At 70.8% G+C, this 23264-nt stretch carries 25 protein-coding genes; 11 read left to right on the top strand and 14 right to left on the bottom strand.

All coding sequences use genetic code 11. From position 1 onward, the window contains the following. Positions 1-50 precede the first annotated feature (50 nt). The gene (locus BM144_RS12265; RefSeq protein ID WP_092952997.1) at positions 51-1529 is read right to left on the bottom strand and encodes a cryptochrome/photolyase family protein; all 1479 of its coding nucleotides are present in this window, start codon (positions 1527-1529) and stop codon (positions 51-53) included. Between the two features lie 21 nt (positions 1530-1550). On the opposite strand from BM144_RS12265, the gene BM144_RS12260 reads away from it, so the two are divergent. The 8 genes from BM144_RS12260 (at position 1551) to BM144_RS12225 (ending at position 7961) form a co-directional block, all read left to right on the top strand. Continuing rightward, positions 1551-2165, top strand: a complete 615-nt coding sequence (locus tag BM144_RS12260; RefSeq protein WP_092952611.1) for a YqgE/AlgH family protein — start codon at positions 1551-1553, stop codon at positions 2163-2165. Further along, positions 2162-2626, top strand: coding sequence for a Holliday junction resolvase RuvX (ruvX, locus tag BM144_RS12255; protein WP_092952609.1), 465 nt, complete (start codon positions 2162-2164; stop codon positions 2624-2626). Before BM144_RS12260 ends, ruvX begins: the two co-directional genes overlap by 4 nt. Then, positions 2623-3147 carry a bifunctional pyr operon transcriptional regulator/uracil phosphoribosyltransferase PyrR gene (pyrR, locus tag BM144_RS12250; RefSeq protein WP_092952607.1) on the top strand — a complete coding sequence of 175 codons (525 nt, stop codon included), beginning with the start codon at positions 2623-2625 and terminating at the stop codon, positions 3145-3147. Before ruvX ends, pyrR begins: the two co-directional genes overlap by 4 nt. Before the next feature lie 4 nt (positions 3148-3151). Continuing rightward, positions 3152-4114 (top strand): aspartate carbamoyltransferase catalytic subunit, encoded by a 963-nt coding sequence (locus BM144_RS12245; protein WP_092952605.1) that lies wholly within the window; start codon positions 3152-3154, stop codon positions 4112-4114. 70 nt (positions 4115-4184) lie between these two features. Continuing rightward, positions 4185-5480 carry a dihydroorotase gene (locus BM144_RS12240; RefSeq protein WP_092952995.1) on the top strand — a complete coding sequence of 432 codons (1296 nt, stop codon included), beginning with the start codon at positions 4185-4187 and terminating at the stop codon, positions 5478-5480. Positions 5481-5492: 12 nt separating this feature from the next. Continuing rightward, positions 5493-6230 carry a lysophospholipid acyltransferase family protein gene (locus BM144_RS12235; protein WP_092952993.1) on the top strand — a complete coding sequence of 246 codons (738 nt, stop codon included), beginning with the start codon at positions 5493-5495 and terminating at the stop codon, positions 6228-6230. A 277-nt stretch (positions 6231-6507) separates the two neighbouring features. Next, positions 6508-7068 (top strand): hypothetical protein, encoded by a 561-nt coding sequence (locus BM144_RS12230; RefSeq protein WP_092952991.1) that lies wholly within the window; start codon positions 6508-6510, stop codon positions 7066-7068. Between the two features lie 56 nt (positions 7069-7124). Beyond that, a complete protein-coding gene (locus BM144_RS12225) occupies positions 7125-7961 on the top strand; it encodes a hypothetical protein (RefSeq protein WP_139225705.1) in 837 nt (278 codons plus the stop codon). A 140-nt stretch (positions 7962-8101) separates the two neighbouring features. Here the strand turns inward: BM144_RS12225 and BM144_RS12220 are convergent, their stop codons facing one another. Further along, entirely contained in the window at positions 8102-9166 is a 1065-nt protein-coding gene (locus BM144_RS12220) for an ABC transporter ATP-binding protein (RefSeq protein ID WP_092952601.1), read from the bottom strand. A gap of 137 nt (positions 9167-9303) precedes the next feature. On the opposite strand from BM144_RS12220, the gene BM144_RS12215 reads away from it, so the two are divergent. Continuing rightward, on the top strand, positions 9304-10935 hold the full coding sequence (locus BM144_RS12215; RefSeq protein WP_175526008.1) for an ABC transporter permease: 1632 nt from the start codon (positions 9304-9306) through the stop codon (positions 10933-10935). Between the two features lie 29 nt (positions 10936-10964). Continuing rightward, positions 10965-11342 (top strand): arsenate reductase (glutaredoxin), encoded by a 378-nt coding sequence (gene arsC / locus BM144_RS12210; RefSeq protein ID WP_092952599.1) that lies wholly within the window; start codon positions 10965-10967, stop codon positions 11340-11342. A gap of 40 nt (positions 11343-11382) precedes the next feature. Here arsC and BM144_RS12205 read toward each other — a convergent pair whose 3' ends face one another. From BM144_RS12205 to gspG, 10 genes are all read right to left on the bottom strand, one after another. Next, entirely contained in the window at positions 11383-12744 is a 1362-nt protein-coding gene (locus BM144_RS12205) for a GspE/PulE family protein (RefSeq protein ID WP_092952597.1), read from the bottom strand. 30 nt (positions 12745-12774) lie between these two features. Continuing rightward, positions 12775-15219, bottom strand: coding sequence for a type II secretion system secretin GspD (gspD, locus tag BM144_RS12200; RefSeq protein ID WP_092952595.1), 2445 nt, complete (start codon positions 15217-15219; stop codon positions 12775-12777). 5 nt (positions 15220-15224) lie between these two features. Beyond that, on the bottom strand, positions 15225-16037 hold the full coding sequence (locus tag BM144_RS12195) for a type II secretion system protein N (RefSeq protein ID WP_092952593.1): 813 nt from the start codon (positions 16035-16037) through the stop codon (positions 15225-15227). A 58-nt stretch (positions 16038-16095) separates the two neighbouring features. After that, positions 16096-16728: a type II secretion system protein M gene (locus tag BM144_RS12190; RefSeq protein ID WP_092952591.1), complete on the bottom strand. Its 633-nt coding sequence runs from the start codon at positions 16726-16728 to the stop codon at positions 16096-16098. Beyond that, on the bottom strand, positions 16725-17981 hold the full coding sequence (gene gspL / locus BM144_RS12185) for a type II secretion system protein GspL (RefSeq protein WP_092952589.1): 1257 nt from the start codon (positions 17979-17981) through the stop codon (positions 16725-16727). Before gspL ends, BM144_RS12190 begins: the two co-directional genes overlap by 4 nt. Before the next feature lie 63 nt (positions 17982-18044). After that, entirely contained in the window at positions 18045-19109 is a 1065-nt protein-coding gene (gene gspK, locus BM144_RS12180) for a type II secretion system minor pseudopilin GspK (RefSeq protein ID WP_092952587.1), read from the bottom strand. Next, positions 19109-19849 (bottom strand): PulJ/GspJ family protein, encoded by a 741-nt coding sequence (locus BM144_RS12175; RefSeq protein ID WP_092952585.1) that lies wholly within the window; start codon positions 19847-19849, stop codon positions 19109-19111. Before BM144_RS12175 ends, gspK begins: the two co-directional genes overlap by 1 nt. A gap of 104 nt (positions 19850-19953) precedes the next feature. Then, the gene (gspI, locus tag BM144_RS12170; protein ID WP_092952583.1) at positions 19954-20346 is read right to left on the bottom strand and encodes a type II secretion system minor pseudopilin GspI; all 393 of its coding nucleotides are present in this window, start codon (positions 20344-20346) and stop codon (positions 19954-19956) included. Continuing rightward, positions 20343-20807, bottom strand: a complete 465-nt coding sequence (locus BM144_RS12165) for a pilus assembly FimT family protein (protein WP_092952581.1) — start codon at positions 20805-20807, stop codon at positions 20343-20345. Before BM144_RS12165 ends, gspI begins: the two co-directional genes overlap by 4 nt. Continuing rightward, positions 20782-21270: a type II secretion system major pseudopilin GspG gene (gspG, locus tag BM144_RS12160; protein WP_092952579.1), complete on the bottom strand. Its 489-nt coding sequence runs from the start codon at positions 21268-21270 to the stop codon at positions 20782-20784. The genes BM144_RS12165 and gspG overlap by 26 nt, the downstream gene beginning before the upstream one ends. Positions 21271-21293: 23 nt before the next feature. Between gspG and BM144_RS12155 the strand changes: the two genes are divergently transcribed. Next, a complete protein-coding gene (locus BM144_RS12155; protein WP_092952577.1) occupies positions 21294-21740 on the top strand; it encodes a general secretion pathway protein C in 447 nt (148 codons plus the stop codon). A 126-nt stretch (positions 21741-21866) separates the two neighbouring features. On the opposite strand, the gene BM144_RS12150 is transcribed toward BM144_RS12155, so the two are convergent. Next, entirely contained in the window at positions 21867-22454 is a 588-nt protein-coding gene (locus tag BM144_RS12150) for a histidine phosphatase family protein (RefSeq protein ID WP_092952575.1), read from the bottom strand. Next, positions 22451-23260 (bottom strand): adenosylcobinamide-GDP ribazoletransferase, encoded by an 810-nt coding sequence (locus BM144_RS12145; protein WP_092952573.1) that lies wholly within the window; start codon positions 23258-23260, stop codon positions 22451-22453. The genes BM144_RS12150 and BM144_RS12145 overlap by 4 nt, the downstream gene beginning before the upstream one ends. Positions 23261-23264 lie beyond the last annotated feature (4 nt).

Raw genomic sequence — 23264 nt, 5'->3', positions numbered from 1 at the left:
AAAGCCCCGGCAGGCCCCAGGCGCGGCCCTTCGGGGCCGTTGCCGTTTTTTCAGGCGGGCCCCGTGTTCGCCTTCACGACCGCGTAACGCTCCAGCGTGCGCTGGCGCGCCTCGCCATGCTCCACCAGCGGATGTGGGTAGTTGTCGCCCAGGCGCACCCCTGCGGCCTCGCGTTCGAGCGGGCCGGCCTCCCAGGGCGCATGCACGTGCGCATCGGGCAGCGCCGCCAGTTGCGGCAGATACGCACGGATGAAGCGGCCCTTGGGATCGAACTTGCGGCTCTGGCTCACGGGATTGAAGATGCGGAAATACGGCTGCGCGTCGCAGCCGCTCGAACTGGCCCACTGCCAGCCCCCGTTGTTGGCGGAGAGATCGAAATCGTTGAGCTTCTCGGCGAAATAGCGTTCTCCCCAGCGCCAGTCCACGCCCAGGTCCTTCACGAGAAAGCTCGCCACCACCATGCGCAGCCGGTTGTGCATGTAGCCTGTCTGTTTGATCTGCGCCATGGCGGCATCCACCAGCGGATAGCCCGTGCGGCCTGCGCACCATGCGGCGAAGTGCTCTTTCGCCTCGGCACCGTCCTCCCAGGCGATGGCATCGTACGCGGGCTTGAAGCTCGCTCCCCCGGCCACCTGCGGGTAGTGCGCCAGGATCTGGAAATAGAAGTCGCGCCAGATCAGCTCGCTCAGCCAGGTGGCGGCCCCGGCGCTGCCTTTCTGCATGCGGGCATGGGCCGTGCGCGCGGCCAGCCGCGGGGAGAGCGTGCCGAAGCGCAGATGCACGCTCAGGTAGCTAGGGCCCTTGACGGCCGGAAAGTCGCGGGCGTCGTCGTACCGGTCGATGCGGGCGAGGAAGTCTTCGAACAGGGTGCGCGCGCCCGCCATGCCCGGGGGCAACGGGAGCTTGTCCAGCCCCGCGGGCTCGAAGCCGATGTCCGCGAGTGGCGGCACGCCGCCGCGCGCCCATTCCGGCCGCGGGGCGAGCCGCCGGCCTCGGCTTTCCACGGGGTAGGCGCTCAGGTAGAAGTCGTCCACCTTGCGCAGCCAGGCATTCTTGTAGGGCGTGAAGACCGTGTAGGGCGTGCCGCCCTGCGTGAGGATCTCCGCGCGCTCGAAAAGGGTGTGGTCCTTGTAGGTCAGAAGCCGCACCCCGGCGGCGAGTGCATGGCGCACGCGCGTGTCGCGCTCCAGCGCCGCGGGCTCGTCGTCATGGTTGGCGAAGACGGCCTCCACGCCCAGCCGCCCGGCCAGGGCGGGAATCTCTTCGGCCGCCACCGCATGCCGCACGATCAGCCCGCCGTGTGGGTGCCCTGACAGCTCGCGCAGGGAGGCGTCGAGTTCCACCAGCGACTCGCGGATGAACTCCACGCGCCGGTCTGCACGGGGCAGCGGGTCCAGGATGGGCTTGTCGAAAACGAAGACGCAATGCACCTGTGCGCACTGGCGCAGGGCGTGGTGGAGGGCGGCGTGGTCGTCGCTGCGCAGGTCGCGGCGGAACCAGACCAGGCCGGAGGAAAAAGTAGGCTCCATGATCATCGTTAAAATTGTCGGATGCCTGCCGATTCTGCGCCCATGAACCTGACGCACCACTTCCTGATCGCCATGCCGGGCCTGGAAGACGAGTCGTTTGCCCGCAGCGTCGTGTACCTGTGCGAACACAGCGAGCGCGGCGCGCTCGGGCTCATCATCAACAAACCGTCCGACCTGAGCCTCCGGGGCCTGTTCGACAAGGTCGATCTCTCCCTGCGCCGTGAAGACCTCTCCCAGGAACCGGTGTTCCGCGGCGGGCCGGTGCAGACGGAACGCGGCTTCGTGCTGCACGAGTCCATGAGCGCACCGTCCAGCGGAGAAGAAGGCGAGGACGAGGAGTCCGCCTACGCGTCCACCATGTCCATCACCCCGGGCGGGCTCGAGATGACCACCAGCAAGGATGTGCTGGAGGCCCTGTCCACCGGGGCCGGGCCGCGCCGCGTGCTGGTCACGCTGGGCTATGCCTCCTGGGGCGAAGGCCAGCTCGAATCGGAACTGGCGGAGAACAGCTGGCTGACCGTGGGGGCCGATCTGTCCGTCATCTTCGATACCCCCGTCGGGCAGCGCTACGACCGGGCGCTCGGCCTGCTGGGCCTGCAGGCCTGGATGCTTTCGCCCGAGGCGGGGCACGCATGAGCGGCCCCATGCCAGACCCGTCGCCCGCTGCCGCCGCCGTTCCCGCTCCTTCTGCCGCTACCGCCGTTCCCGCGCATCTGCAGTCCTTCCTCGCCTTCGATTTCGGTGCCAAGCGCACCGGCGTCGCGGTGGGTTCGCGGCTGCTGCGCACGGCCACGCCCCAGGCCACGATCCGCGCCGAAGGGGCGGATGCGCGTTTTGCCGCCGTGGCCGAGCGCCTGCGCGAATGGCAGCCGGATGCGCTCGTGGTGGGCGTGCCCTACCACCCCGACGGCGCCGCGCACGAGAACACGGCGCGCGCGCTCAAGTTCGCGCGCCAGTTGCGCGGCCGCTTCGGCCTGCCGGTGTTCGAGGTGGACGAGCGCTACAGCACCACCGAAGCGCACGCGGGTGGCGCAAAAGATGCCGATGCCGCATCGGCCTGCATCATCCTGGAACAGTTTTTGAGGCCACTTCCATGAGTCCGACCCCTTCCTCCGCCCCTGCCGGGGCACTCACGCTCGACGCCGAGGCGCTCTACCGCGAGCTGCTGGCGGGCGTGCGTGCGCTGCGCACGCCGCAGACCCAACTGGCCGGCATCGCGTCGGGCGGTGCCTGGCTGGCCGAGCGCCTGCAGCAGGACCTGGGCCTGCCCGGCGATGCCGGCGTGCTGTCTTCCGCGCTGCACCGCGACGATTTCTCCCAGCGCGGCCTTTCCGCGAGCGCACAGACGCGCCTGGGCTTCGAGGTGAACGGCGCCGACATCCTGCTGCTGGACGACGTGCTCTACACGGGCCGCACCATCCGCGCGGTGATCAACGAGCTGTTCGACTACGGCCGTCCCGCGCGCGTGCGGCTCGCCGTGCTCGTGGACCGCGGCGGACGCGAGCTGCCCGTGCAGGCGGACTTCGCGGCTGCCCGCATCGCGCTGCCTGCCGCGCAGTCCCTGGCGCTCGCACGCGCGGACGGCGGCGCCTTCCACTTCCATGTCCAGGAGGCCTGAAGCCGTGCTCTCCAAGCGCAATCCCCAGCTCAACCGCAACGGCGAGTTGATCCACCTGCTCTCCATCGAGGGCCTGCCCAAAAGCATCGTCACGCACATCCTCGACACGGCGGCGAACTTCGTCTCGGTGAACGACCGCGAGGTCAAGAAGGTGCCGCTGCTGCGCGGCAAGAGCGTGTTCAACCTGTTCTTCGAGAACAGCACGCGCACCCGCACCACGTTCGAGATCGCGGCCAAGCGGCTGTCGGCCGACGTCATCAACCTCGACATCGCGCGCTCCTCGGCCAGCAAGGGCGAGTCGCTGCTCGACACCATCGCCAATCTCTCGGCCATGGCGGCCGACCTGTTCGTGGTGCGGCACAGCGAATCGGGCGCGCCCTACCTGATCGCGCAGCACGTGGCGCCGCACGTGCACGTGATCAATGCGGGCGACGGCCGGCATGCGCACCCCACGCAGGGGCTGCTCGACATGTACACCATCCGCCACTACAAGAAGGATTTCAGCAACCTCACGGTGGCCATCGTGGGCGACGTGCTGCACTCGCGCGTGGCGCGCTCGGACATCCATGGCCTCACCACGCTGGGCTGTCCCGAAGTGCGCGTGGTCGGCCCGCGCACGCTGGTGCCCGGCGACCTGTCGCAGATGGGCGTGCGCGTGTGCCACACGCTCGAAGAGGGCATCAAGGACGCCGACGTGGTCATCATGCTGCGCCTGCAGAACGAGCGCATGAGCGGCGCGCTGCTGCCCTCCAGCCAGGAATATTTCAAGAGCTTCGGCCTCACGCCCGAGAAGCTGCAGCTCGCCAGGCCCGACGCCATCGTCATGCACCCCGGCCCCATCAACCGCGGCGTGGAGATCGACTCCGCCGTGGTGGACGGCAAGCAGAGCGTGATCCTGCCGCAGGTCACCTTCGGCATCGCCGTGCGCATGGCGGTGATGTCCATCGTGGCGGGCAACGAGGCCTGAGGTTTGCTATCTTTTTAATAGCTGCTTGCCCAATGGAATCGACGGCATCCAGCGCTTTTGGCATGAAATCATGAAGACACTGATCCAGAACGGCCGTGTGCTCGACCCGGCCACCGGATACGACCGGGTGGGCGATGTGGCCGTGGCGGCGGGGCGCGTGATCGCGATCGGGCAGGCGCCGCACGACTTCCAGCCCGCCCGCACGATCGACGCCACGGGCTGCCTGGTGCTGCCGGGCCTGGTGGACCTGGCCGCACGCCTGCGCGAGCCCGGGCACGAGCACGAAGGCATGCTCGAATCCGAGATGGCCGCGGCCGTGGCGGGTGGGGTGACCAGCCTCGTGTGCCCGCCCGACACCGATCCGGTGCTGGACGAGCCCGGACTGGTGGAGATGCTCAAGTTCCGTGCCGAGAAGCTGCACCGGGCGCGCCTCTTCCCGCTGGGCGCGCTCACGCGCGGCCTGGCCGGCGAGGTGCTGACCGAGATGGCGGAACTCACCGAATCGGGCTGCGTGGGTTTCGGCCAGGCGGATGTGCCGCTGGCGAGCACGCAGGTGCAGCAGCGCGCGCTGCAGTACGCCGCGACCTTCGGCTACACCGTCTGGCTGCGCCCGCAGGAATTGCACCTGGGCAAGGGCGTGGCGGCCAGCGGCCCGCTGGCCACGCGGCTGGGCCTCTCGGGCGTGCCCGTGGCGGCCGAGACCATCGCCCTGCACACCATCTTCGAGTTGCTCAAGACCACGGGCGCGCGGGTGCACCTGTGCCGGCTTTCCAGCGCGGCGGGCGTGCAGCTCGTGCGGCATGCGAAGGCGGAGGGCCTCAAGGTCACCTGCGACGTCAGCATCAATTCACTGCTGCTCACCGACACCGACATCGGCTACTTCGACAGCCGCGCGCGCCTGTCGCCGCCACTGCGCCAGCAGCGCGACCGCGACGCGCTGCTGGCCGGGCTGGCCGACGGCACCATCGACGCGCTGGTGTCCGACCACACGCCGGTCGACGAAGACGCCAAGACGCTGCCCTTCGCCGAAGCCGAGCCCGGCGCGACGGGCCTGGAGTTGCTGGCGAGCATCGCCCTCAAGTGGTCGCGCGACCACGGTGCGCCGCTGGTCCGCGCCTTCGCCACCGTCACGGCCGAGCCGGCCCGCGTCCTGGGCTCCGCGCTCGGCACGCTGTCGGCCAGCGCCGGCCGGATCGTGGAAGGCGGCGTGGCCGATCTCTGCGTGTTCGATCCCGGGGCCGCATGGACCGTGGCGCCCGAAGCGCTGCGCAGCCAGGGGCGCCATACACCGTTCTCTGGCTACGAACTGCCCGGGCGCGTGCGCTGCACGCTGGTGGGCGGCCTCGTCGCGTTCGAGCAGGGCTGACCCCGGCGCATGCTGCGTTCCCTGCGTGCCGTGGCGCGCCTGCTGCGGCTCATCGCCCATATCCTGGCCGGACTGGCCACGGTGCTGCTGCGCTTTCCCCGGCTCTCGCCCGACCAGCAGCATGCGCGCGTGCAGGCGTGGTCGCGTGCCCTGCTGGCCCATGCGGGCATCGCGCTGGAAATCCGCGGCGCGCCGCCGGCCGGCGGACCCGTGGTGCTGGTGGCCAACCACCTGTCCTGGCTCGACATCTCCGTGATGCACGCGGCGCGGCACTGCCGGTTCATCTCCAAGTCGGACGTGCAGCGCTGGCCCGTGATCGGGCGGCTGGCCACGGCAGCGGGCACGCTCTACATCGAACGCAACACGCGGCGCGACGCCATGCGCATCGTGCGCCTCATGCAGGAGGCGCTGCAGCGCCAGGAGGTGCTGGGCGTGTTCCCCGAAGGCACAACGGCCGACGGCACCGAACTGCTGCCCTTCCACGCCAACCTCCTGCAGGCCGCCGTGCTGGCCGATGCGCCGGTACAGCCGGTCGGCCTGCGCTTCGTCGTCCGCGCCACCGGCCGGCCCAGCGCGGACGCGCTGTACGTGGGCGACGACACGCTGCTGGCATCGCTCTGGCGCGTGCTGCGGGCCGAACCCATGGTGGCCGTGGTGCACTACGGCGAACCCGAGCGGGCCGCGGGCCGCGACCGGCGGGTGTGGGCGAAGGATCTGCGTCGGGCGGTCGACGTGTTGCGCAAGGGCTGATTGGGTGGGAGAAGCCCGACGCCAAAAAGTCGGGAAAAGATACTTTCAACCGTCAAGCCTCTCTTGCTGGCATAAAAGCAACGAAGTGATTCTTTTGTAACAAAAAGTATGAAAAATGTACAATGGTTGAGTTATTCAACTGACCATTGCCATGTTTACTCGCGTAGCCATCTTTCTTTTTGCCGCCTTCTTGACAGGGTGTGCAGTCAAACCTCAAATGCCCGTGTCCCTGGACAAAAGCACCTTGGGACCAGCCACTGGGAAGGTCGGCGTCGCCATGGCGACCCTTCCCAAGGTCGACACTTCATTGCCAGGCGCCGGATGCCTTCTGTGCATTGCCGTCGCAACTGCTGCCAATTCCACCCTGATCGACTATTCCCGCACGCTGTCCAAAGAGGACATGTTGCCCTTGAAGGAAGACATGGCGAAAGCGCTTCGTGAGAAGGGTGTCGATGCCGTAGTCATCGCTGATGAGATCAACATGCAGAGCCTTGAGAAAAACGCGAGCGAGGGCGAAAATCTGGCGCGCAAGGATTTCTCATCCCTTCGGACCAAGTACCGGATCGATAAGCTGATGCTTGTCGAGGTGGATTTCATCGGGTTGGAGCGGCAGTATTCTTCCTACATCCCCAGCAGCCCTCCGAAAGCGGTTGTGCGGGGCAAGGGATACATGGTGGATCTCAAGAGTAATGCCTATCTTTGGTACCTCCCGCTGAATGAGATCCGTGGTACGGATGCGGAGTGGGATGAGCCTCCAAAATTCCCTGGCCTCACGAACGCGTACTACCAGGCCATAGAGTCGGGCAAGGACCGCATCATGGACGGCCTGCGCAAGTGACGGCACGCCGTATGCGCGGCTTACGAGCCTTTTCGTCGTCGCTGGCTCGCGGAGCCTTGTTCCCAGCCCTGCTGGCCCTTGCGCACGCTGCTCCAGCTCAAGGTATGGGAGAGTGGTCGGCGTCCGTCGTCCCTGCGGGTCCAGTTACGTTAAAGGCGGAACTCAATGTGGATGAGGTGGGGATTGCTGCCAGCGATATGGTCTATCCAGCGCCCGGTGTGGCAGGTTTGATCGTCGCCATAGTCACCCATGGGGTGATCATGAGTGCTGCGCAGAAGGAGCAGTTGGCCCAAAAGCAGCGCGAGGTGGATGAAAAGCTGGCGGCATACCAGCCTCTTCTAGCGGATTTCGACACGCAAAGACTTCTGAGCGACAGTTTTCAGGATCTGGCGTCGAATGAAAAGGAGGGCGCTCGTATTGCGGACGAAAAATCTGCCGGTTTGATCGTGGAGTCCACGCCGGAGTTCTTCGTCAGCTTGGATGAGCGGGCGTTGGTGCTGATCAACAAGGTCAGTGTCCGGCCTGCCGGAGCCGGGTCCGATCCCGTCTACCAGAATATCGTCAAGATCGTTTCGGATCCCATCAAGGGCGCTGAGCCTCAGCAGGCATGGGTCGCGGAAAATGGCAGGCTTCTGAAGAGGCAAGCCACCTGGCTACTGTCAGAGTCCATAGGGATTTCCAAATCGATGGCCAAGCATGATGCGGCGGCCAAAGGGGCCGAAAAGACGTACCGCTACTCCCATGGCGGCATCCAAAAGATGGAGCGTGCCAAATACATCAGCGGAGATTGCAAGCGAACCCTGGTCATGACGCTGCGGGGCACTTTGCTGTCGGTTCCCGAAGTGGCCTCCGGCGGGTGTGTCGGACAGCAACTGGCTGCGGCGCAGAAATAACAACCGTTTTGACCTGCAGCGGTTCGGCAGATGATAAGGACGCTTCCGTCTGTTTGCCGAAGCTGGGGCACATACATCCGCCAGAATAAGGTGCTTGGGCCTGCGTTCTTTTCAAAGTGGCGGACTCCAGTTCATGGAGATCACTCCCGCGGAAACGCCACCACGTGGTCCACCTCGGGCCGGATGCCGATCCAGTCGCCCACGGCATGGTCGTGGTGGCTCGGCACATGCGCCATCACCGTGAGACCGTCCGCCAACTGCAGCGTGTAGAGGAATTCGGATCCGCGGAATGCCTTGCGGAGGATGCGTGCCTGCACGGGGGACGCATCGTCGTGCACGACATCGTCCGCGCGCAGCAGCACATCGCACTCGCCACCGGGGTAGCTGGCCGGCAGGGGGCACTCGGCCGCGTCGCCGAAGTCGCCCAGCGGGGTGCGGACCACCACGTCGTCGCCGCGCTGCTCCAGCGTGGCGGGCGCGAAGACGCCGTGTCCGATGAAGTCGGCCACGAAGCGCGTCGCAGGCCGGTGGTAGAGCGCATAGGCATCGTCCCACTGGTGGAGCGTTCCGCTCTCCATCACGCCGATGCGGTCGCCGATGGCAAACGCTTCGAGCTGGTCGTGGGTGACGAAGAGCGCCGTGGCCCCCGCGCTCTTGAGGATGCCGCGCACCTCGTGCGCGAGCCGTTCGCGCAGGTCCACGTCGAGGTTGGAGAAGGGTTCGTCCAGCAGCATGAGCTGCGGGCGCGGCGCCAGGGCGCGCGCCAGGGCCACGCGCTGCTGCTGCCCGCCGGACAGTTCGTGCGGATAGCGCGCCGCGCTGCCCTCCAGGCCCACGAGGCGCAGCACTTCGTCCACGCGCGCCGCCTGCTCGGCGCGGGAGAGCCGGTGGATGCCGAAGGCCACGTTCCTGCCCACCGAGAGGTGCGGGAACAGGGCGTAATCCTGGAACACCATGCCGATGCGGCGGCGCTCGGGCGGCATGCTGTGCCCTGCGCCGCCCACGCGTTCCCCGGCCAGCCGGATCTCGCCGGACGTGACGGGCTCCAGGCCGGCCACGGCGCGCAGCAGCGTGGTCTTGCCGCAGCCCGAGGGGCCGATCAGCACGCCGATCTCGCCGGCCGCCAGGCCCAGCGTGACGCCACGCACGGCGGCCTGCGCGCGGCCGGGGTAGCGCACTTCCAGTTGGTTGACTTCGAGGAACATGCGTGGATTCTAGAAGGGGGCAATGCGTAGAATTCGCATTTGCATCCAGAGTGGCCGGCATGCTCCCCTCGGGGCGGCTCCCGCCGCACCGCACCGCGCCGCCTCTGTCCGTCCGTTTCCTTGCCCTTGCTTTCGTTTTGCGTCTTCTCTCCGCCCTGCGCTCCATTCCCCTCCTGCTGCTGGCGTTCGCGCTCACCCTGCCCGTGCTGGCCGTGCTGGCGTCGTGGCTTCCGTGGGGGCATGGCGGTGAGGAAGCCACGGGCATCCTGCGCGAGATGGCAGCCACGGTGCTGCCCGGGTACTTCGCCACCACGGTGTGGCTGGCCTTGGCGGTGGGCGCGGGCGCAGCGCTGGTGGGCACGGCCACGGCGGCGGCGGTGACGCTGTTCGATTTCCGGGGCCGGCGCACGCTCGAATGGCTGTTGCTGCTTCCGCTGGCCATGCCAGCCTACGTGACGGCGTACGCGTACACCGATTTCCTGCAGTTCAGCGGCCCGCTGCAGGTCTGGCTGCGCGCCACCTATGGACTGGAAGGGCGCTTGCTGCCCGAAGTGCGCAGCCTGGGCGGCGCGGTATGGGTGTTCATCTTCTCGCTCTACCCCTATGTGTACCTGCTGGCGCGCACGGCGCTGGGCGAGCGTGCCGCGCACCTCATGGAGGCCGCGCGCCTGCTGGGGGCGCCGCTCGCGCGCCGCGTGCGCACCGTGGCGCTGCCGCTGGCGCGGCCCGCGGTGGCGGCGGGCGTGGCGCTGGTGCTGATGGAAACGCTGGCCGATTTCGGGGTGGCCAGCTATTTCGGCATCCAGACCTTCACCACGGGCATCTACAAGGCGTGGCTGTCGATGGACAACCGTCTGGCCGCCGCGCAGCTCGCCACCATCCTGCTGGTGCTCGTGGTCGTGCTGCTGCAACTGGAGCAGCGTGCGCAGCGGCGCATGCGCTTCGCCACCAGCGGCGTGGGCCGCGCCGGCTCCGCCGAAGCGCAGCCGCAGCGGCTCACGGGCTGGCGCTGCGCGGTGGCCTGGGGCGTTTGCGCCGTGCCGGTGGCGATGGGCTTCTTCGCGCCGGTGGCCTTCATGCTGCGGCCGCTGGCGGCGGACTGGTCCGTGCTGCCGTGGGATCGCTTCGTGGAATGGGCGGGCCACAGCGTGCGGCTGGGGGCGATCACGGCGGTGCTGGCGGTGGGCGTGGCGATGGCGCTGGCGTTCGCCGTGCGGCGGCGCGCGGGGCGCCTCACGCGCGGCGTGGTGCAGTTGGCCAGCGTGGGCTACGCGGTGCCCGGCGCGGTGATCGTCGTGGGCCTGCTGCTGCCCGTGGGCTGGCTGCAGGCCTTGGCGCCGGATTGGGGTGTGCCGGCGATCATCACCGCCACGGCGGTGGGCATCGTGTGGGCCTACCTGGTGCGCTTTTGCGCCGTGGCGCTGCAGTCGGTGCAGAGCGGCTACGCGCGCATTCCCGCCAGCCTGGACGATTCCGCGCGGATGCTGGGCACGGGCAGCGCGGGCCTGCTGGCGCGGGTGCACTGGCCGCTCCTGCGCCGGTCCACGGCGGCGGCGGCGCTGCTGGTGTTCGTCGACGTGATGAAGGAACTGCCGGCCACGATGGTGCTGCGCCCCTTCAACAGCGACACGCTGGCCGTCGTGGCCTACCAGCTCGCGCGCGACGAGCGCCTGGGCGAGGCGGCCTTGCCTTCGCTCGCGCTGGTGGCCGTGGGGCTGGTGCCGGTGATCCTGCTGAGCCGCACGCTGCGCGCCTCCGGCCCGCGCTGACCGGACCACCCCGCTCCTACACTCGCGGCATGACGACTACGACACCCCGCGCCGACATCACGATCTACCACAACGCCCGCTGCAGCAATTCACGCGGCGCCCTGGCCCTGCTGCGCGAGCGCGGCATCGAGCCGCACATCGTGGACTACCTGGCCCGGCCGCTGGATGAAGCCGCGCTGCGCAGCCTGTTCGCCGCGGTGGGCGGGCCGGTGCGTGCGCTGCTGCGCACCAAGGAAGCCGCCTACCAGCAACTGGGCCTGGACGACGAAGCCATCGGCGATGCGGCGCTCATCGCGCAGGTGGCCCGGCATCCGGAACTGATGAACCGGCCCATCGTGGTCACGCCGCTCGGCGCGCGCCTGTGCCGGCCGCCCGAGACGGTGCTCGAGCTGCTGCCGAGCCCCTGACCTTTCGGGAAACTGCCGCCGCCTGCGGCGTGCGTGCGGATCACTCGCGCGTGACGCGCAGCACTTCCTCGGGGCTGGTGATGCCGGCGCGCACCAGGCGCTCGCCGTCTTCGCGCATGAGCGTCATGCCGCCCGCGATCGCCGTGGCGCGCAGGTCGGCTTCCGCGGCCTGGCCGTGGATCTGCGCGCGCAGCGTGTCGTCCACCACCAGCAGCTCGAACACGCCCGTGCGGCCGCGGTAGCCGCTCGGGTCCGCCGGGTCGAGCTTGCGCACGAGCCGCTGGGCGAGCACGCCCAGCAGCGAGCTGGAGAGCAGAAATGGCTCCACGCCCATGTCGGTGAGCCGCGTGACGGCGCTGGCCGCGTCGTTGGTGTGCAGCGTGGCGAGCACCAGGTGGCCCGTGAGCGAGGCCTGGATGGCGATCTGCGCGGTCTCGAAGTCGCGGATTTCGCCGATCATGATCACGTCCGGGTCCTGGCGCAGGATGGCGCGCAGGGCCTTGGCGAAGGTGAGGTCGATCTTGCTGTTGACCTGCGTCTGGCCCACGCCCGGAAGCTCGTATTCGATCGGGTCTTCCACCGTCATGATGTTGCCGCTGTGGGCATCGAGCCGGCCGAGCGCCGCGTACAGCGTCGTGGTCTTGCCCGAGCCGGTCGGGCCGGTGACGAGCACGATGCCGTGCGGCTGGTGGATCAGCCCGTCGAAGCGGCGCAGCGTGTCGCCCTGCATGCCCACCGCTTCCAGGCTCAGCTTGTTGCCGCTCTTGTCCAGCAGGCGCAGCACGGCGCGTTCGCCGTGGGCGCTGGGCAGGGTGGAGACGCGCACGTCGATGGCGCGCGTGCCCAGGCGCAGGCTGATGCGGCCGTCCTGCGGCAGGCGCTTTTCGGAGATGTCCAGGTCGGCCATGATCTTCAGGCGCGAGATCAGCGCCGCGTGCAGTGCGCGGTTGGGCTGCACCACCTCGCGCAGCGTGCCGTCCACGCGGAAGCGCACGCTCGAATGCCGCTCGTAGGGCTCGATGTGGATGTCGCTCGCGCCGTCGCGCGCGGCCTGAGTGAGCAGCGCGTTGAGCATGCGGATGATGGGCGCGTCGCCGGCCGATTCCAGCAGGTCTTCCACGGCCGGCAGCTCCTGCATCATGCGCGAGAGGTCGGCATCGGATTCGACTTCGCTCACCACCGTGGCCGCGCTCGATTCGCCCTGCGAGTACGCCGCGCTGATGCGCTGCGCCATGGCATGGGCGTCGAGCGGCATGAGCTGCTGCACCGTGTGCTTGCGCATGATCTCGGAGAGCGCCCCGGCATCCGGCGCGGGGCCGTGCCAGAGCACGCAGGAATGGCCGTCGTCCTCCAGCAGCAGCTGGGCGCTGCGCGCGAAGGCATAGGGAAGCGGGTGGCGCATGGGCGGTGGGCGGGAAGGAGAGGGCTGGGGTTACTGCGTGCCGAGCTTTTCCGCAGGCGCGGTGTAATCCGCGGGCGTGGGAACGTTCACGGAACGCGGCGGCATGAGCGGCACCAGCGGCGCGGGCGGGGCCAGGCGCATCGGCGCGGGGGCCGGGCTGGGCACCGGGGCCTGCGCGGGCACAGGCCCGGGCGCGGGCGCCCCGTTCTGGGCGGGCGGCTGCGGCGCCATCGGCGGCAGGACCGGCGCTTCCGACACCGCGCGCATCACGGTGCTGGGCGCGGGCTGGATGTTCTGCTGTAGCGCGCGGATGGCTTCGTAGCGGTCCAGCATGAGCGCATCGCTGGTGGCGGCGTCGCGGATCACCACGGGACGCAGGAACACCATCAGGTTGGTCTTGCGGCGCGAGCGGCTCTCGTTGCGGAAGAGGCCGCCCACCAGCGGCAGGTCGCCCATCACGGGCACCTTGTCCTGGCCCAGCGAATAGCGGTCCTCCAGCAGGCCGCCGAGCACGATCACGCTGCCGTCGTTCACGAGCACCGTGGACTCGATGGAGCGCACGCTGGTCGTCGGGCCGTTGGCCGACGACAGGGTGGACGCATCGACCTGCGACACCTCCTGGTAGAGCGTGAGCTTCACGGTGCCGTTCTCGTTGATCTGCGGGCGCACGCGCAGCATCAGGCCCACGTCCTTGCGCTCCACGGTCGTGAACGGGTTCACCGTGCTGCTGCCGGTGCTGTTGGCGTAGGAGCCGGTCACGAAGGGCACGTTGTTGCCGATGATGATCCGCGCTTCCTCGTTGTCCAGCGTCATCAGGTTGGGGGTGGAGAGCACGTTGGCGTCGCCGGTGTTCTCCAGGAAGTTGGCGAGCGCGCCCAGGTAGTAGTTGCCGTTGATGCGCGGCGCGATGGCGACGTTGAGGCCGTTGCCCGGGCGCGTGCCGCTGCTGGACAGCGCGGAGGTGACGCTGCTCACGCTGCCGCTGGCCGCGGCCAGCGCGAGGTTGAGGATGTTCGCGCCGCCCGCGGCCGTGGAGTTGGTGCCGACGATGCCGACCGTGCCGCTGCCGTAGTTGCCCATCACCCCCTGCCACTGGATGCCGAAGTCCGCCACCTTGTTGGCGGCGACCTCGACGATCAGGCTCTCCACCAGCACCTGCGCGCGCCGGCCGTCGAGCTGGTCGATCACGGCGCGCAGTTGCCGGAACTGCGGCTCGGGCGCGGAAATGATGAGCGAGTTGGTGGACGGGTCGGCCTGGATCTGGCCGCCGGTGGAAGGCTGGTTGCTGTTGGCGGAGTTCAGGCTGCCCGAGCTGCCGCCCAGCCCGCCCGCGCTGCTGCCGCTGCTGCCCATGCCGCTGCCACCCATGCCGCTGCTGGTGCTCGTCTGCGTGAGGCCCGTGCCCGACAGGCCGGCGGAGCTGAGGCCGCCCGCGCTGCTGCTGGAGGGCGTGCCGGACCCGGACGATCCGCTGCCCATGGAGGCCGACAGCGCCGCGCGCAGCGTCGTCGCGAGCTTGGTCGCATCGGCGTTGCGCAGGTACACGACGTGGATGTTGCCGGTGGCGGCCGCGCTGCCGGCCGCCGGGGCCTGGTCGAGCTTGGCCACCAGCGTGCGCACGAGCGACAGGCGCGCCGGATTGGCGGCCCGCACGATCAGCGAATTGCTGCGCGGCTCGGGCAGCAGCGTGGTGCGGTAGGCGGTGTCGCTCTGGCCCGGCGTGGCCCCGGCCGTGCCCGTGGGCGTGGTGCCCGTGCCGCCGGCGCTGCCCGAGCCTTCGACGAGCCGCGCCACCAGGGGCGCGAGTTCGCTGGCCACCGCGTTGCGCAGGGGGATCACCTCCACGTCGCTCGCGTTGGAGACGTCCATCGCGGCCACGATGCGTGCGATGCGCTGCAGGTTGTCGGCGTAATCGGTGACCACGAGCGAGTTGTTGCCGGGGTTCACGTTGATCGTGTTGTTGGGGCTGATCAGCGGGCGCAGCACCGGCACGAGGTTCGCCGCGTTCTCGAAATTCAGCTTGAAGATCTGCGTGACGATCTGCCCGCCGCCCGGTGCGCGGCCCGAGTCGCCCTGCGTGACGCTCACCGTGCCGGCCTGCAGCTTGGCATCCGCCTCGGGCACGACCTTGTAGAGGCCCGCGGCTTCGACCACGGTGAAGCCTTGCAGGCGCAGCGCCGCGAGGAACTGCTGGAACGCCGCAGCCGGCGGCACGGGCCGCTCGGTGACCAGCGTGAGCTGGCCCTTCACGCGCGGGTCCACCACGACATTGCGGCCGGTGATGGTGGCCATGGTGCGGGCCACGGCTTCGATCTCGGCGCCGGCGAAGTTCAGCGTCACGGGCTCTCCGGGCCGCACGCTGGCGTTGCTGCTGCCCGTCTGTGCATGCAATGTGCCGGATGCCGCCGCAATCATTGCCCCGAGTGCTATTGATTTGAGAGCAAACCGCAGGGGCTGCGAAGTCAAGGAAGTCATAGGGTTCAACCCACGGTGATGAGGGACCGTGCGCCCGTGCGCCGTCCGATGATGTTGAGAAGGTTGGCCAGCGCTCCCTCGCGCTCCGGGGCGGCCGTGGCTTCGCCCTCGAAACGCAGGCGCTGGCCGATCCAGCGGCCGCTGCCGGTGAGGCGCAGCGCGCCGTCGAGCGTGGACAGGGTGAGCGTCGTGACCTCGCCCCCCTGCAGGTTCAGCCGGTAGCTGCCCATGGGGCGCAGCGTGGACAGGCGCGAGGACATGCCGAGTGCATCCAGTTGCGCCTGGCCCGCGATGACCACGCGCCCGGCCGCGCTGTCCAGCGTGAGGCCCTGCGTGCGCAGCGCGAGCTGCCCCTGCGGCTGCAGGGTGTTGAAAGGGGTACCGAGGCCCGACAGCACGGCGGCGGGCCACTGGCTCTGCCCGTCGTCGATGGCCACGTGCGCGCCGCCCCAGCGCGGCTCGATGCGGGCCGCGAGGGGCTGGGCCGTGCAGCAGTCGGCGTTCACCTGAGCGCGCAGGCCCTTCCATGCGGGGCGCAACTGCCAGTGCAGCCGACCGGGCAGGGCGGCCTGGTCGGCACTGCCGCTGCCGCCCGCCAGCACCAGTTGGGCCGATCCGGTCCAGACCGTGCCGCGCGCCTGCGCCAGCCGCACCTGTCCATGGCTGGCGCGCTCCACGCCCGTCGCCAGCCATTGGGCCGGTGCGAAAAACAGCACGGCGGGCAGGGCACCCAGCAGGCACCCGGCGATGGCCCAGCCGCGCGGAGAGCGCGGTGGGCGCGGCGCGGAAGAGCGGAGGGTGCGGGAAGAACGTGGCACGGTGTCGGCGATGCAGAAAAAGAAGAAGAGAGGCCGTGGGGGCTTGCTGCGGCGGCGCCTACCGCGCGGGCAGCGTCAGCACCAGCGTTCCGTCCCAGCGCGGCATGGCGTCGTCGGGTGCTGCGGGCGCCGTGCGAGGGGCCGCCGCCGCGGCGCGCGCCGGGGAGGTGGGGCCCATCACCGCGGTGCCGGCCGGTGCGGGGGCGGCCGTGCTGCGCACCAGCCGCGCTTCGACGGGGACCGTGCGCGCATTGCTGCGGGCCTGGGCCAGCCAATCGGCCACGGCGTCTGCGGGCGCCGCCTTGAGCGTGACCGTGGCGCGGTCGCCCAGGATCGCGATCTGCGCCTGGTTGCCCAGCCGCTGCCCGAGCGACGTGCGCAGGGCCTGCGACGCGTCGCCGGCCGGGGCGGCGGGGGCGGCCTGCAGTTGCAGGGCTTCGGCCTGCAGCGCCCGCATGCGCTGCAGCTGCGCGTCGAGCGCGGCATGCTGCTGCGGCGCCTCGCGCAGTGTGCGCACGGCGGGCGCCAGCACCACCCACCAGAGCAGTGCCACCGCGACCAGCGCGGCGGCGGCCAGCACCAGCGATTGTTCGCGCGGCGCAAGCGCCTTCCAGCGGGCGCGCAGCACGTCCGCACGGCGGGGGGCGTTGTGGCCCGCGGGGGCGGGCGCGGGGCGCAGCGATGGCTTCATGGCCGGTCTCCTTCGCGCAGCAGCACGGCGCCGTCGCGCACCTGGGCGCGATAGCCGGTCGCGGCCAGCCGCTCGTTGGCGGCCGACAGCTCGGCGGGTTGCAGTTCGATGCCGCGCAGGCGCAATTCACCGGCCGCGTATTCGATGGCGGTGGGCAGGCGCCCGCCGGGCAGCGCGCCGCCCGCGGCCGCGAGCAGCGGTTCGAGGTCGCGCGCGGAAACGCCGCCCGCTTCCTGGCGCAGCCGCGCCACCTCGCGCTCCATCTGCACCGGTGCATCGACCACCACCTGCACCTGCGGAAAGGTCTGCGTGAGTGCGTTGCGCACGCCGGCCTGCTTGGCCGCCAGCGCCTGCCGCTCCTGCCAGGCCCACGCGTTCAGCCCCACGAGCTGCGCGGCCACGCACACGCCCAGCGCCCAGCGGGCGGCCCGCCACTGCGGAGCGCGCGCGAAGGCGCCCAGCGACGAGGTGGCCTTGCGCATCGTGCGCGTGCGGCGGTTGCTCGCGAATTCGAACTGCGCCAGGTCCCACGGGCCGCGGGCCGCGGCCAGGGCGCGCTGCGTGGCGGTGTGCAGCACCGCGGGCCGGTTCAGCATCTGCTCGGTGAGGGCCGCCACGGCCGGCTCCGCGCGCACGGGCGGGGGCGCCTCGCCCGCGGCCGCATCTGCAGCGGTTCCCAGGGCGCCGACCAGCTGCAGCGTGGCGGGCGAGAGCGGGAGCATCGCCAGCGCCTCGTCCGGGCCCTGCCCGGTGGCGACCAGGCACGGATCCTCGGGGGTTCCGATGGCGAAGTATTCGGGGGCGCCGCCCGCGGTGGCGCCGGGCGCGAACTCGGGCACCACGCGCTGCACGGGGCGTCCCGCGGCCTCCAGCGCCTGCAAGGCCGTGCGTAGCCAGGCCCTGTCGCACACGGCCACCCAGGCGGGCGCGCCGGGCCGTGCGCCGGGCTCCAGCGCGAAATGCAGTTGCGCGGGATCGTCCAGCAGCCGCTCTTCCAGCAGGCCTTCGAGCACCGCGCGCAGCCGCCCGGGCTGGGCCGCTGCGCCCTGCGGCAGGGTCAGGCGCTGCCACGACAGCGCCCGGACGGGCACGACGGCCACCACCTCTCCCGCGCGGCCCGGGTCGGGCAGCAGCGGCGCGGGTGCGCTGGCATGGCGTGTGGCGGTGTGGCCGTCCACGGTCAGCGCGTAGCTGTACTCGGTGGCCGGCCCGGGGGCGCTGCCCTGGGGCAGGAAAAGGATGAGGGTGCTCATGGATGGAATTCGCGGGCCATTTTAGGGGCCTTGCATGACCGGAGCCGTCCGCGCCGGCGGCGGTCAGCGGGGGGCGGCCGGGCTCCTCACGAAGGCGCCGCGCTCGCGCCACAGCGTGCGCGCGGTGCTGCCGGCCTTGTAGACCAGCGAGCGCTCTTCCACCACGGTGTCGCCCAGGCGCAGCCGGCCGCGCACTTCGTAGTAGGTGGACATGACCGAATGGGTCTCGGCCGCGATCTGCACCGAACCGCCCAACTGGCGGCTGGCATCGGCAGTGGTCTTGAAGTGGCTCGATTCCCGGGACTGCACGAGCCGCTGCGCGCCCGCCATGTCCAGGCCGTCGATGCTCGCGCGCAGCACCTGCGCGCTGGCGGTGTTGAGGTTGACGGCCGTGCGCCGGGGCAGCAGCGTGGCGTAGGGTTCCAGCGCCGTGACGGTGGCGGGCGACAGCCCCAGCCAGGTGAGCTGCGTGAAGCTGCGCGGCATCAGCGGCACGCTGGAGAGATCCGTTGCCGAAGCCCCCGAGGCCGATGCCCCGCTGGAGACCGTGGTGCCCGCCGTGCCTGCCGTTTGCGAGGCGGTGCTGTTCGCCAGCGCCTTCTGCAGCCCGGTCGCCAGCTGCGACAGTTCCTGCTGCGGCAGGCCCAGGGATTCGAAGAGCCGGGTGAACTGGCGCAATGAGGTGGCCGACACCGCGCCGCCTTCGATCAGGTTGAAGGCGTTGAGCCGCGACTGCAGATCGATGATCTGCCCCGAGAGGAAGGCGTTGGCCGTGTCGGTGCTCGCGTCCGGCTCCGAGGTGCCCTCGGGGCCGGCGGCCAGAAAGGTGGACAGGCGCGCCTCTTCCAGCGGCACGGCCCAGGGCTCGGCCAGGTGGTCGGTGCCGTCGCCGCCGCGCGCGAAGAGGTCCTCGCGCAGGATGAGCCGTGACCAGTCGAGCGCGCCCATCAGCAGCCAGGCGGATTGCACGCGCGCGCGCTCCGAGGTTTCCACCTCGATGGCGCGCCACTGCTGCCACATGGCCGCCGCTGCGAACGTGGCCACGAGCGTGACGGTCAGCATGGCCGCCAGCAGCGCCGCGCCGCGCGCGCGCACCGGGGGGCGGCGGAAAGCACCGGGGCGCCGCATCACGACTTGCCCCCTCCGTTGGTGGGATTGACCCAGTCGCGGGTGATCGTGCCGGCCAGCGCACGGCCGGGGGGCAGCACGATCTGCAGGCGCACGCCGTCGGGGATGTTGGTCGGCGCCGTGGGCCCGATGCCCTGCGCCGCGGACGCCGTGGCGCTGCTGGACAGGCCGTTGTACCAGGCGCCGTCGCGGTAGTAGAAGAGGGTCCAGCCCTCCAGCGGCAGGAGCACGGTCTCGCCGCGCTCGGTGCCCGCGCTGCCGGCGCCGCCCGAGCGCGCCCAGAGCGCGGCGCGCTGCCAGGCAATGGTCCATTCGCCGCGCGTGCGCAGCGGCGGCGATTGCCAGCGCAGCCATTGGTCGGTGCCGTTCACGGCGCGCCGCGCCCAGGCCACGACGAAGGCGCCTTCGTCCGGCGTGGCCGTTCCGCGGCGCGTGAGGCGCAGCACCTGGCCGTCCCAGTCGATGGGCTCGGTCTGGTCGATGGCCTGCAGCGCATCAAGGTCGGCCGTCCACTGCGACAGCGCGGCCTGCAGCACCAGCAGCTCGTCCGCGCGCGCGCGGGTCTGTTCCTGCGCACGCACCATGCCGTCCAGGCCGCGCCAGCTCATGAGGGCGAGCAGGGACATGATCGCGATCGCGACCAGCAGCTCCACGAGGGTGAAGCCCGCGGCCCGGCGCGCAGCCGGCGGCGCATGGAGCCACAGCGGCCCCCAGTGTCCGATGGCCGCGGAGCAGGCCATGCCAGTAGCCGCCGCAGAACCGGCTTCGCTGGGCTGCGGGCGGCGTCCCCCCTCGGGGGGAAGGCGCCGAAGGCGACTCAGGGGGGGCACCCTCACGTGAAGCATCAGTACCTCCCCACGATGGTGGAGAGCCGCAGCACCGGCCCCGTGGCGTCGAAGACCTGCGCATCGACCCGGCGGAACTGCGGATTGGGCGTGGGCCGCACGGTCACCGCCACGTCGTAGCGCAGCCCGGCCTGCTCGCAAGGCGCCGTGCTGTCGCCGATGGACGGCATCTGGCGCGACAGCCGTACCTTCACCAGTTCGTTCTCGGCGCACACATGGGCCAGCATCACGTCGCCCTGCCGAGCGGTGCTGCGCGCGAGCGCGGAGACGGCCTGCGTGCCGGCCGCCAGCGCGATGGCCACGATGGCCAGCGCCACGAGGATCTCGACCAGCGTGAAGCCCGCGTGCCTGTGCAGGCGCCGCCGGCCGCCGGGCGTCGGAAGGGGGGTCATGGCAGGGCCTCTGCCACGAAAGGCCGCAGCCCGTCGGTCGCCACGCGCACGGCGCGTCCCGGGTGCGCCTGGCTGGCGATCACCACCTGCTGCGGCGTGATCACGGGCTCCGGGCCGAGCTGCAGCAGCGCCGGACCGACCACGTAGGTGGACGCATCGAGCCAGTGGCCCGGTTCAGGGTTGCCGCCCAGTCCTTCGAAGCGGAAGGCGCCCCCGGCCGCGCGCCAGCGCACCGGCGCACCCGAGGCGCGCGACTGCGCGCGGCCGGCTTCCAGCAAGGCGGCCAGGCGTTCGCCTTCGCGCTGCAGGGTGGCCTGGCCATCGTCCCGCAGGGCGAAGCCGACGCCCGCGGTGGCGATCGCGATCAGGGAGATCACCACGAGCAGCTCCAGCAGCGTGAAGCCCCGCAGGGCCCGCGCCCGCGGGCCGGCGGGCTTACTGCCAGCTTCCGATGTCGGCATCCTTGCCCTCGCCGCCCGACTGTCCGTCGGCACCGAAGGACATCACGTCCACCTCGCCCTTGATGCCGGGGCTCAGGTACTGGTAGGGCCGGCCCCAGGGATCGTTGGGCAGCTTCTCGAGGTAGGGGCGCCAGTTGCCCGGCGCGGGGCCGCTGCCGGGCCGGGCGATGAGGGCCTGCAGGCCCTGCTCGGCGGTGGGGTAGCGCTGGTTGTCCAGGCGGTAGAGCTTCAGCGCCTGGACGATGTTGGTGATGTCGGTGCGGGCCGCCGTGACGCGCGCCTCGTCGGCGCGGTCGATCACGTTGGGCACGATCAGCGCGGCCAGCACGCCGATGATGACGAGCACCACCATCAGTTCGATCAGCGTGAAGCCGCGTGCGATCCGGCGGCGGGCGTTCCGGGCGTGCAGTGCCAGGGCGGCTGCGTTGCGGGAGATCGCGGTCTTCGGGGGGGTGGGAGACATATCCGGTCAATGATAATCGCGCCATGGTGACAAACACATACGGCCCCTGGGGCGTTCGGCTGGGCACGCTCGCGCTGTGGGTGCTCGCAGGCGCCAGCGTGGTTTATTGGGGCCTGAAATTGGCGGTGCGGCCTGCGCCCCTTTCGGCCCCCGTGGCGGCTCCCGCGCCGCCCCAGCCCGACGCGTTGGCGCTGGCCCGCCTGCTGGGCGCCGGCCCGGCGGCACCCAGCGCACCGGCCGCGCGCGAACCCAGCCGCTACGCCCTGCAGGGCGTGCTGGCGGGCACGGCCAGCGGCGGCGGCGCGGCCCTCATCGCCGTGGACAACCAGCCCGCTCGGCCCTTCCGCCTGGGTGCCACGGTGGCCGAAGGGCTCGTGGTCCAGGCCCTCGGCCGCCGGCAGGTGCGGCTCGGTCCTTCGGCCACCGGAGAGACCACCGTCACCCTCGAAGTGCCTGAAAAAGGACGCTGAGCAACCGGTGTAACCACCGGTGACGGAGGCGTTTTCCGCAGGGATCGGAAACCGCAGAACCTGGACAGGTGCGCCGCTTTTTCGCCATCCCTCTGCGGCAGCAGGCTGCCTTTGCCCCGGCCCCCTTCAGGGCAGATCGATGCACTCCCACTCGCCCAGGCCGGGTGCCGTGGCCGGCCACTCGTCGGAGCGCGGCAGCCGCCCTGGATGCGCCAGGCGCCAGCGCACGCAGCGCGCCACACCGGCGTGGGTGATCCACAGCACGTCCGCTGCAGCCCCGGTGCTCCCGCCGGGGCCGTGCAGGGCCTCGGACAGCGCCGCGTCCACCCGGCCCATCATCTGCGCCAGACTCTCGCCGCCTCCGGGCGCATGCCCATGGAAGTCGGCCGTCCACGCGTCGATGGCGGAGCGGTCGATGCGGCTCCAGGGCTGGCCCTCCCAGTGGCCGAAATCCATCTCCGCCAGCCGCGCGTCGGGCCGGGGTTCGAGGTCCGGCCTGGCCGCCTGCAGCGCCTGCGCCAGTTGCGCACAGCGCTGCAGCGGCGAATGGCTGACGGCCAGCGGCGCGCGGGGCAGCGCATCGGCCAGCCGGCGGGCGGCATCGGCCGTCGCCTGCGCGTCGGCCGGCACGTCGAGCGACCCGTAGCAGAGCCCCGGCGCCACGACCGGCGCCGCATGCCGCGCCAGCCAGAGGCGGGCAGGGCGCCCGCTCACGCCGGCCCGCCCAGCGCCATGGCCATGCCGAGATAGAACGCGATCTCGCACACCTGCTGGGTGGCTCCCAGGCAGTCGCCCGTGAACCCCTGCAGGCGCCGCGCGAACCAGGCGCGCATCGCCCCTGCCGCCACCGCGCTCGCGCACAGCGCCAACCCCGCCACGGCGGCGCCCTGCGATCCGCCCACGAGGGCCATCGCCGGCACCGACCAGCCGGCGGCCACCGCCAGCGCCGTGCCGGAGATCCGGTCGGCCAGCGGCTTGCTTTTCGAGGTGGCGGTGTCGCCCACATGGCCCAGCGTGCGGACCAGCAGCAGCGGCCAGAAGCGCGAGACCACGTGCGCCCCGGCGATGGCGCACAGCGCGGTGCCCAGCCCGTGGCTGCCCAGCAATGCCAGCAACGCCAGCTTGCCCGCCAGCGCCAGCACGAGCGCCATGGCGCCGAACGCGCCCACGCGCGAGTCCTTCATGATCTCCAGCGCCCGCTCGCGCTGCGCGCTGCCGCCCAGGCCGTCGGCGACATCGGCCAGCCCGTCTTCGTGGAAGCCCCCGGTCGCCAGCACCGTGGCGGCCGTGCTCAGCGCGGCACACACCAGCACCGCGTACGGCTGGGCGCCGAGCGTGACCTGCAGCGCCGCGTACACCGCCGCCGCCACCGCTGCCACCAGCCAGCCGACCCCGGGAAAATGCGCCGCGCTGGCGCGCAGCATCGCCGGGCTGTAGCCCACCCAGGCGGCGCAGCGGCCCGTGACCGGGATCCGCGTGAAGAACTGCACCGCGAGCAGAAAATGGCGGATGCCCTGCATTTGC

It is taken from the genome of Paracidovorax konjaci (assembly GCF_900112675.1).
Lineage (GTDB): Bacteria > Pseudomonadota > Gammaproteobacteria > Burkholderiales > Burkholderiaceae_C > Paracidovorax > Paracidovorax konjaci.
This window is presented reverse-complemented; position numbering and strand designations above follow the sequence as displayed.

Coding starts and splice junctions, on each gene's coding strand:
- gspK (WP_092952587.1), bottom strand. CDS start 19,109: ATGCGGCGCCCCGGTGCTTTCCGCCGCCCCCCGGTGCGCGCGCGCGGC.
- BM144_RS12165 (WP_092952581.1), bottom strand. CDS start 20,807: ATGCCGACATCGGAAGCTGGCAGTAAGCCCGCCGGCCCGCGGGCGCGG.
- gspI (WP_092952583.1), bottom strand. CDS start 20,346: ATGACCCCCCTTCCGACGCCCGGCGGCCGGCGGCGCCTGCACAGGCAC.
- arsC (WP_092952599.1), top strand. CDS start 10,965: ATGACGACTACGACACCCCGCGCCGACATCACGATCTACCACAACGCC.
- pyrR (WP_092952607.1), top strand. CDS start 2,623: ATGAGTCCGACCCCTTCCTCCGCCCCTGCCGGGGCACTCACGCTCGAC.
- BM144_RS12205 (WP_092952597.1), bottom strand. CDS start 12,744: ATGCGCCACCCGCTTCCCTATGCCTTCGCGCGCAGCGCCCAGCTGCTG.
- gspG (WP_092952579.1), bottom strand. CDS start 21,270: ATGTCTCCCACCCCCCCGAAGACCGCGATCTCCCGCAACGCAGCCGCC.
- BM144_RS12175 (WP_092952585.1), bottom strand. CDS start 19,849: ATGGCCTGCTCCGCGGCCATCGGACACTGGGGGCCGCTGTGGCTCCAT.
- BM144_RS12190 (WP_092952591.1), bottom strand. CDS start 16,728: ATGAAGCCATCGCTGCGCCCCGCGCCCGCCCCCGCGGGCCACAACGCC.
- BM144_RS12155 (WP_092952577.1), top strand. CDS start 21,294: ATGGTGACAAACACATACGGCCCCTGGGGCGTTCGGCTGGGCACGCTC.
- ruvX (WP_092952609.1), top strand. CDS start 2,162: ATGAGCGGCCCCATGCCAGACCCGTCGCCCGCTGCCGCCGCCGTTCCC.
- BM144_RS12145 (WP_092952573.1), bottom strand. CDS start 23,260: ATGCAGGGCATCCGCCATTTTCTGCTCGCGGTGCAGTTCTTCACGCGG.
- BM144_RS12265 (WP_092952997.1), bottom strand. CDS start 1,529: ATGGAGCCTACTTTTTCCTCCGGCCTGGTCTGGTTCCGCCGCGACCTG.
- BM144_RS12230 (WP_092952991.1), top strand. CDS start 6,508: ATGGCGACCCTTCCCAAGGTCGACACTTCATTGCCAGGCGCCGGATGC.
- BM144_RS12220 (WP_092952601.1), bottom strand. CDS start 9,166: ATGTTCCTCGAAGTCAACCAACTGGAAGTGCGCTACCCCGGCCGCGCG.
- BM144_RS12260 (WP_092952611.1), top strand. CDS start 1,551: ATGCCTGCCGATTCTGCGCCCATGAACCTGACGCACCACTTCCTGATC.
- gspL (WP_092952589.1), bottom strand. CDS start 17,981: ATGAGCACCCTCATCCTTTTCCTGCCCCAGGGCAGCGCCCCCGGGCCG.
- gspD (WP_092952595.1), bottom strand. CDS start 15,219: ATGACTTCCTTGACTTCGCAGCCCCTGCGGTTTGCTCTCAAATCAATA.
- BM144_RS12240 (WP_092952995.1), top strand. CDS start 4,185: ATGAAGACACTGATCCAGAACGGCCGTGTGCTCGACCCGGCCACCGGA.